The 6,722-nt window shown below is 38.8% G+C and carries 3 protein-coding genes and 1 pseudogene; all 4 read right to left on the bottom strand.

Features of this window, described 5'->3' with window-relative positions:
* Positions 1-1,346 precede the first annotated feature (1,346 nt).
* The 4 genes and pseudogenes from ACFIKU_RS09115 to ACFIKU_RS09100 all read right to left on the bottom strand — a co-directional run bounded on the left by ACFIKU_RS09115 (position 1,347) and on the right by ACFIKU_RS09100 (position 6,400).
* Positions 1,347-2,531, bottom strand: a complete 1,185-nt coding sequence (locus ACFIKU_RS09115; RefSeq protein ID WP_375657324.1) for an MFS transporter — start codon at positions 2,529-2,531, stop codon at positions 1,347-1,349.
* 529 nt (positions 2,532-3,060) lie between these two features.
* On the bottom strand, positions 3,061-4,299 hold the full coding sequence (locus ACFIKU_RS09110; protein WP_375657323.1) for a DUF2087 domain-containing protein: 1,239 nt from the start codon (positions 4,297-4,299) through the stop codon (positions 3,061-3,063).
* A 10-nt stretch (positions 4,300-4,309) separates the two neighbouring features.
* Positions 4,310-4,984, bottom strand: a complete 675-nt coding sequence (locus ACFIKU_RS09105; protein ID WP_375657322.1) for a hypothetical protein — start codon at positions 4,982-4,984, stop codon at positions 4,310-4,312.
* 223 nt (positions 4,985-5,207) lie between these two features.
* A pseudogene (locus ACFIKU_RS09100) lies at positions 5,208-6,400 on the bottom strand (MFS transporter).
* Between the last annotated feature and the right edge of the window lie 322 nt (positions 6,401-6,722).

Raw genomic sequence — 6,722 nt, 5'->3', positions numbered from 1 at the left:
TTTTCTCCTTCTTCTACGAGGGCTTTCATTTTCCACTCCATAGAGAGAGTACAAAAATAAAACATGGCTTGCCTTGCGGTTGTCTATCTCTATTCTCTGTACAAGGGGCTACAGATCGGATAATTTTTTACCCTACCTTAAATATACTTTTGTGAAAAGCACTTTAAAGGTTGTGTTTTATTTTATTCGAAATGCTTTTATGGAAAGAGCTCATTGCGCTAAGAGCAAGGAAAAAAACGTGTAAGATTCCAATGATAATGAAGAACTTATCGATGAAGTTATAATCTGATCTTATTTAATTTCTACTAAATCACCATCAAGCACTATAGGATATTCAGTCGTTTGAAAAAAGGATTTTATTTTTTCAGAGTTTGAGGAGCGAATAAATTGAGATTTCCGCATAAAGCAAACATGGAAAAATTGTGATTTATTGATAATGTCTTTTATCAGATAAGAGGATGAGAGGGATGATAAAAGAGCATTTCTTTCAATATCGTAACGTGAATCAATAAACAATAAAATGCCAACACCATTCTCACATTGATTGACTATAATGAGTTGAATAGTCTTTCGCCGAAAGAGTGCAACCTTGAAGATTTAAGACATTTGTAAAATCGTATACAGAAATTGAAGTTCCCATAATATATTATAAAAAGTTAGTGTTCTTCCTTTCAGGTGTAAGGTATGGCCATGATAGCCACAATCGCATGATTGATCCTATGCAATATGAACAACATCACCAGTGGCGTGTTCAAGTAATGGTGCATCTTCAGGATAATAAACAGAGACAATTAATTCATCATTTTCAGGATTTGACTTTACTTGAATGTGATCATAAAGATGATAAATGTCACCATTAATCTCGGAACACTGGAATCCTATTGGACCAGTTTCTTTTGTGGTAAAGCTAAGAGGTTTAATATCTAATTCAGGGATTTAAGTCTGTTATTTTCGACATAGATTTAAGCTTGAAAGGCTTCTCCAAGATAGAATAGGTTTTTTAGACATTTTAATTTTTGCTTCCGAGATATCGTAATAAGTTTATCCGCAAAACTTGGCAGGCATATGATGGTATCGATAGAAAATTCTTCGATAGCTGAACTCAAAGTCTCAAGATCAACCATAGAGGCAAATGGATAATATGTTACTTTGAGAAGGCGACAAATTTCATGGGAAAACAAAAATCCGCTCCATAATCCTTTAAGCTGTGAGGCAATTGGCAATAGGGTTTACAGAGCAATCTTTAAAGACCGTTTCGAGCTTTTTTGCTGCAGAGTGTGTTACAGATCCATAATTGAATGATTTATGGCGAAGTGTTTTAGGCACTCTTGTTGTGCCACTGGTTTTCAAAAATTATACGTGACATTGAAGTTCCTTATTTTTTTAGTTTGCATGAGGCAAAGGCAAGAGGCAAAGGCGGAGACACCAACAATCATGCAAAAGGTGAAAGCGATGTGATTGTTGAAATGGCTGATGATCCATCCACTTGTCCATGAGCCGGCAGCTTGGCCAATATTTGAAACAACAAGAATATAACTAAAAAGAACACTGGAAGAGACGGATGCGATTGTTTTCCCTGCTTGATAGTATATCTCTGGAATCATGACAGATTCATAGACACTGTAGGCAATTAACGCAGTCACAGCGGTAAAGACACTACCCATGAGGAAAAATGCAGCGAAACTTCCCGTAAGCCATAATAGGTAGAAAGTTGATTTATCAGAAAGGCTAAGATGTTTATTGATTATTCCTTGCCAGATACAAATACTGATGCCAACAATTGAAAAGAAAATCCCACTATAAGGGGCGAGATTACTATCAAATTTACTGAGAAGTGTTGTGGTAGTGATGAAAGTTCCCATGAGGAATGCACAAAGCAAAGCCGTGACCAGCAAACAAGCAATAGAACGATTATGGATTATTGTTTTTAAAGAAGAAAGAAAAGGCTTCTTTGTTTTTTTATCCGTTTCAAGAGATAATGTTTTATGAGGGTAATGATAAACAATTTGAATGGATAAAACACAAAGATACAAACCAATGAGTGCAAAAAAAGCCATGAGAAAAGCTGATGCGTTATATTTTATGGCACTTGTTGCAACAAGAGGGGCTATAACGACAGCAGCGTTTTGAAAAAAAGAATAGAGAGTTAATGCGCGTTTAAGAGTACTTCCATTGAGATGTTCTGATAAAATTTCTCTCAAAAATGGCTTGGAAATTGCTTTCGAAAAAGCCATTAAGGTAAAAAAGATCAACCATGCAGAAGGTGTAAGCGATAGGATAATGCACACAAAAGCAATACTCCTTAAAATAAAGGCGGTAGCCATTAAGAGTTTACGCGAAAATTTTTCTAATAAACCCGTTGTGGTTACCATGAGAATGCTTTCAAGGATTACTGATCCAGCGAGATAAAAAGCAACATTGGCAGCAGTTATGAGAGAAGAGTTTCCAATCAGAGGGAGTACAAAGAAAAAGGAAAATTCAGAAAGAAAAACTGCGCTATAGATGAAAAAAGGAATTTTATTTTTGCTCATGGAATTTCCATAGAAGTGCTGTTAAATGATCAAATACATTTTGTTGTATCTGTTGAGGAAGTCTTATGAGCCCTGTTTCCGCTGTGCACATTTCGTTGAAATAGTATCTTTATTGATTTACCGGTCAGTTCACTGCAAGAATATTATTTTTTGTTTTTCTACGATGTTTTTAGAAATATCGAGCATGATCTGGATTGAGCAACAACATTATGCCTTGATGTTTGCGCAATAATCGTCAGGTCATTGAGACCTTGATCCCATATCTTCTCTTGATGATTTTGACTGTTTCTAATCTTATGTGATAACCAACTGACACCCCGCATTTTTGTTTTTCCCCCGCATTCTTGTTACTCTAATGTATCTTTTATGAAGGGGATGTACTAACCGCTCCATAGATTGTCAACATATGAATGAGATGAATGATTTTATAACCTTTTAATGAAATTATATTTTTTTAGTGGAAGGTTATTCATCCTCTTGAAATAGAGAAGAAAAACGATAGAGTTCGCTAACATTTTTCAATTCTCTTTTAGCGCATGCGTTGATATTTGCCTCCATGGCGTTGTAAAAACCCCTTCTCAACAAGAGTGCGCCGTAATCGGGCAAAGTCTACCGTAAAGAGATTGCATATCTTGGAAACTTCCGTTTCGCTATAGATTTTTTCCTTTTGAAAGGCTTCACCAATTTTTGATAGCATCTCTTCTGTTTCTAAATGGCGGTCGCTTAAATTTTCCCTATTCCGTTCATTTTTTTCTTCTAGCGCTTGCCATAATGTATCTCTCGCTTGAAGTCCTTCTGGTGTGTTGTGAATAAGTCCGAGATTCAAAAGGCGATTGATGGATTTATGAATGGTTTTGGCATCTGAATCGACATGTTTGAGGATATCAGTAAGATTTTTTGCACCAAGGATAATGGCGGCATAAATAGCGCGCAGTGTCGGTGAGGTCATGGCAGAGATCAGCGAATTGCGTGTGCTGCGTTTGTGAAGTGCTTCTTTTCCCATGGGCAAAATATCATTTCGAATGGGCAGTTCATTGATTTCTATGAGTTCTGCTTGTAGTGATTGTGCGCGTACAATTTGTTCGGCAGAGGTGCGTTTGCGAATAATCCCCAGACCACTTTGGCGATATTTGTGGTTTTCGGGGAGTGTTAAAGCTTCATAGGAGCCATCAAGCCGGTAGAGAATTTCTTCCCAGATAGGAGTTCTGGCACGTCGCACCCGCTGTGCCCCATTGAGAGCAACCGTTGTTGTCATTGTTGGTTCATGCAAACAAAGATAACCACCAGGAGTGATGTGTTCCCAAAGGGTTATAACAAATCGTACATCATCTGCGGGAGTACCAGCATCAATCCAAGCAAAGTCTATAGGCGCCCAAGATTTAAGTGTGCTTTCATCAAGAGAGAAAAAATTCTCATTGATAAATGTTACAGCGTCTTTTTTAATGCCGTCGTGAAGCAGTTTTTGCCATGCTTCTTCTGCTGATTGACCTTCGACTGTAAAATCATCAATGGTGATAAGCCGAGGTTCGTAATTTTCAGGAATCCCTGAAGGGTCAAGTAAAGCTGTACGTTCTTCCCAAGTGGAGGATTCTAAAAGTTTTTTATCTTGTTGCCATGCTTGTTTTGCTTTTTGCAGTGCTTTAGCAATCAAGCGCGTACTATCCCCCGCACCGATTTCAATGACTGTGCGTGGTCTTGCCATTTGAATGAGCGCATAAATGAGCTGTGCACTATTTTCTGTTCCCATGCCAGATCTTATCAGCTGCATCTTTTTATCCTTATAATTTTACCAATCGTAGCATTCCTGCTTTTACAAAAAATTTTATTGAATCCCCTATAGGGTGTTGAATGTGCATTGGTGTGGTGGCTTGCGTCAAGAGATGTTTTGTTTTTTCATGAAGTCGGATTGTACGCCCATTGAGTTGATTAATGGCAAGAGTGCCAAGAGAAGAATCTATGATAATACATGTTGGCTCTCGTAAAAGAGCGGTTGCATCATTTTCTGAAAATGCTTTTTGATCTGTTTCGATGAGACCGTGTCGTAAAAGTGATATAAAAAGACTTCCAGAGGGAAGAAGAGTACCATTGAATTGTATTTCCCTCAGTGATTGGACAAGGCAGCCTTCACGAAGTGCTTCAAATGTGGGAAAGTCGAATCCGCCAAATGCCGCTCCTTTTGTAGAAACGACGGTTACAGGTTGTATTTGCCGTTTTCCAATTAAAGCTGGTTTATTTCTCGTTATCTGTACGTCTTTTGCCCATTGAATGCGTGATAAAGGATTGAGTTTAGAAGGGTAGACAGCGAAAGAATTGATGGCTATGGGCGGCGTTGGTTTTTGCAATTCAAGCGTGTGGATGTTTTCATTCAAGTTATGTCGCATATAGTCTGCCAGTTGCCACACATAACCACCTGTTCCATGGTAAAAATTTAAGCCTATAGGATCTTGTTGCATGACGTTATCGTTTTTTTGCTTTAAAATATCAAGTTTTGGGGAGGGGTGTTTGTTGCTCTACATTAAAGAGTGGTTTATCAAAGTCCTATTGGGTTGGTATGGGGTTGCATGGGATACAACGATTTGATAGGGATTTTATTGGGATTTGATAGGGCGGTGATTGTCATGTCCTTTTGGGGTGTATGGTTTGTTTGAGAAAAACGCCTCAGTCCGCTAGCCATTATCAAATTCTCTCTGTTCTTTTTTTTTGCACGGTGCTATTCAACACACAACCTAATATTCCTGCGATCATTGTAGTAACTCCGATGACGAGGAGTGTGATTTGGGTATGATGCACATGGACAAAACCTGCGCCTATGAAACCAATGCATACGGATGTTTGTATGATGAAGATATAGGCAGGCATTTGACTGTTTCGTTGTTCTTTGGGGATGGCTTTCATCATAAAACTTGCCATTAAGGCATTTTGCACACCATTGGCACTCCCAAGGATGAAAAATGATAGCATCATCAACCATGTGAAGTTTGTTAAGGAAAAACAGAAAATTGCAAAGCCAATGGTTGCGGCAGCTAGTGATGCTCCAGCGGCATTGCCAAAATGGTGGAAAAGGCTGGAGAAGCAGAGTGGACCAACCACTAAGCCTAGGCTTAGCATACTTGTGATCACCCCATAGGTTTCAGCGCTTAAGTTCAGCTCGGTGCGGATGCGGACAATCGACAAGACGTTGAGAGCAGAGGTGAGGATAATAGTGATGATGAGGGGCGCAAGAGCATAGACGACATTTTTTTGCGCAAGAGACCCGCTAAATCTAGTCCTTTTTTGGTTTGCTGCGATGTATCTGTCTTTTGTGTATGAATTTTTAAACTTTTAAAACAGAAGAGAGTGATAAATGTGGCAAAAAGAACCATGATTGATAATGCAAAGAGTCCTTTTTGTCCGTTTGATATTCCATACAATACACCTCCTAGCAGTGGTCCGGCAATATAGCCAAGATTACGCACTGTTTGGATAATGCGATTGATACGGTCTAATTGCTGTTCATTTTTTGCGAAGTCAGGTACCGCAACAAGAATAGCAGACCAAAAGATTGAACCAGCACAGCCTAGTGCGAAAGAAAGGGCAATATAAACCCAAAATTGGTTGGCGATTGCAGCTGTGGCTATAAAGAGTGCTTCAAACAATAAAACAATGGGTACTGTTCGTGCTGGTTGGAAGTGATGCAAAAGACGTGGTGCAATGGGTCCGGCACAAATCGCCCCGATAAGCCCTGCAAAAAGCAGCATTGAAATAGAAGCTGTGCTTTCTGCTAAGTGTAAAGCAAATGTGACTTGAGCCGTTTCATCAGCAAAGCTGCTAAGAGACAAAACGAACAAAAGTCCCATATGAGCGAAAATTATGGATTTTTTCTTTATCACAATGCTCCTCCCCAAGAGACTAAAGGTATATTTTCTTCTGCGTGTTTATGGGATATCCCACGCTTTGTCTAGTTTTTCTTGATGATCAGTTGAGAAAGGAAGTTTTCAGAGCTCTCTTCAAAATAAGCACAATGCCTATTTTCAGCGATGAGCAGCTCCTTATGTTTTTTGAAAGGGGAATATTGAAGGATTATGGGCTGGCGAAGTTGTCTGATATGAGAGATATGATACAAAAGGGTAATCAGAAAATTTCACAAAAAAGCTGCACTATACGTGCAGCTTTTTATGTGTTTGCTTTAGAGGTAGAGGTTTTAAAGTATGA

The organism is Bartonella sp. CM120XJJH, assembly GCF_042194715.1.
Taxonomy (GTDB): Bacteria; Pseudomonadota; Alphaproteobacteria; order Rhizobiales; family Rhizobiaceae; genus Bartonella.
This window is presented reverse-complemented; position numbering and strand designations above follow the sequence as displayed.

What these genes read in the sequence shown, in the direction of transcription:
- ACFIKU_RS09115 (WP_375657324.1), bottom strand. Translation starts at nt 2,531, where the DNA reads ATGAGCAAAAATAAAATTCCTTTTTTCATCTATAGCGCAGTTTTTCTT.
- ACFIKU_RS09105 (WP_375657322.1), bottom strand. Translation starts at nt 4,984, where the DNA reads ATGCAACAAGATCCTATAGGCTTAAATTTTTACCATGGAACAGGTGGT.
- ACFIKU_RS09110 (WP_375657323.1), bottom strand. Translation starts at nt 4,299, where the DNA reads ATGCAGCTGATAAGATCTGGCATGGGAACAGAAAATAGTGCACAGCTC.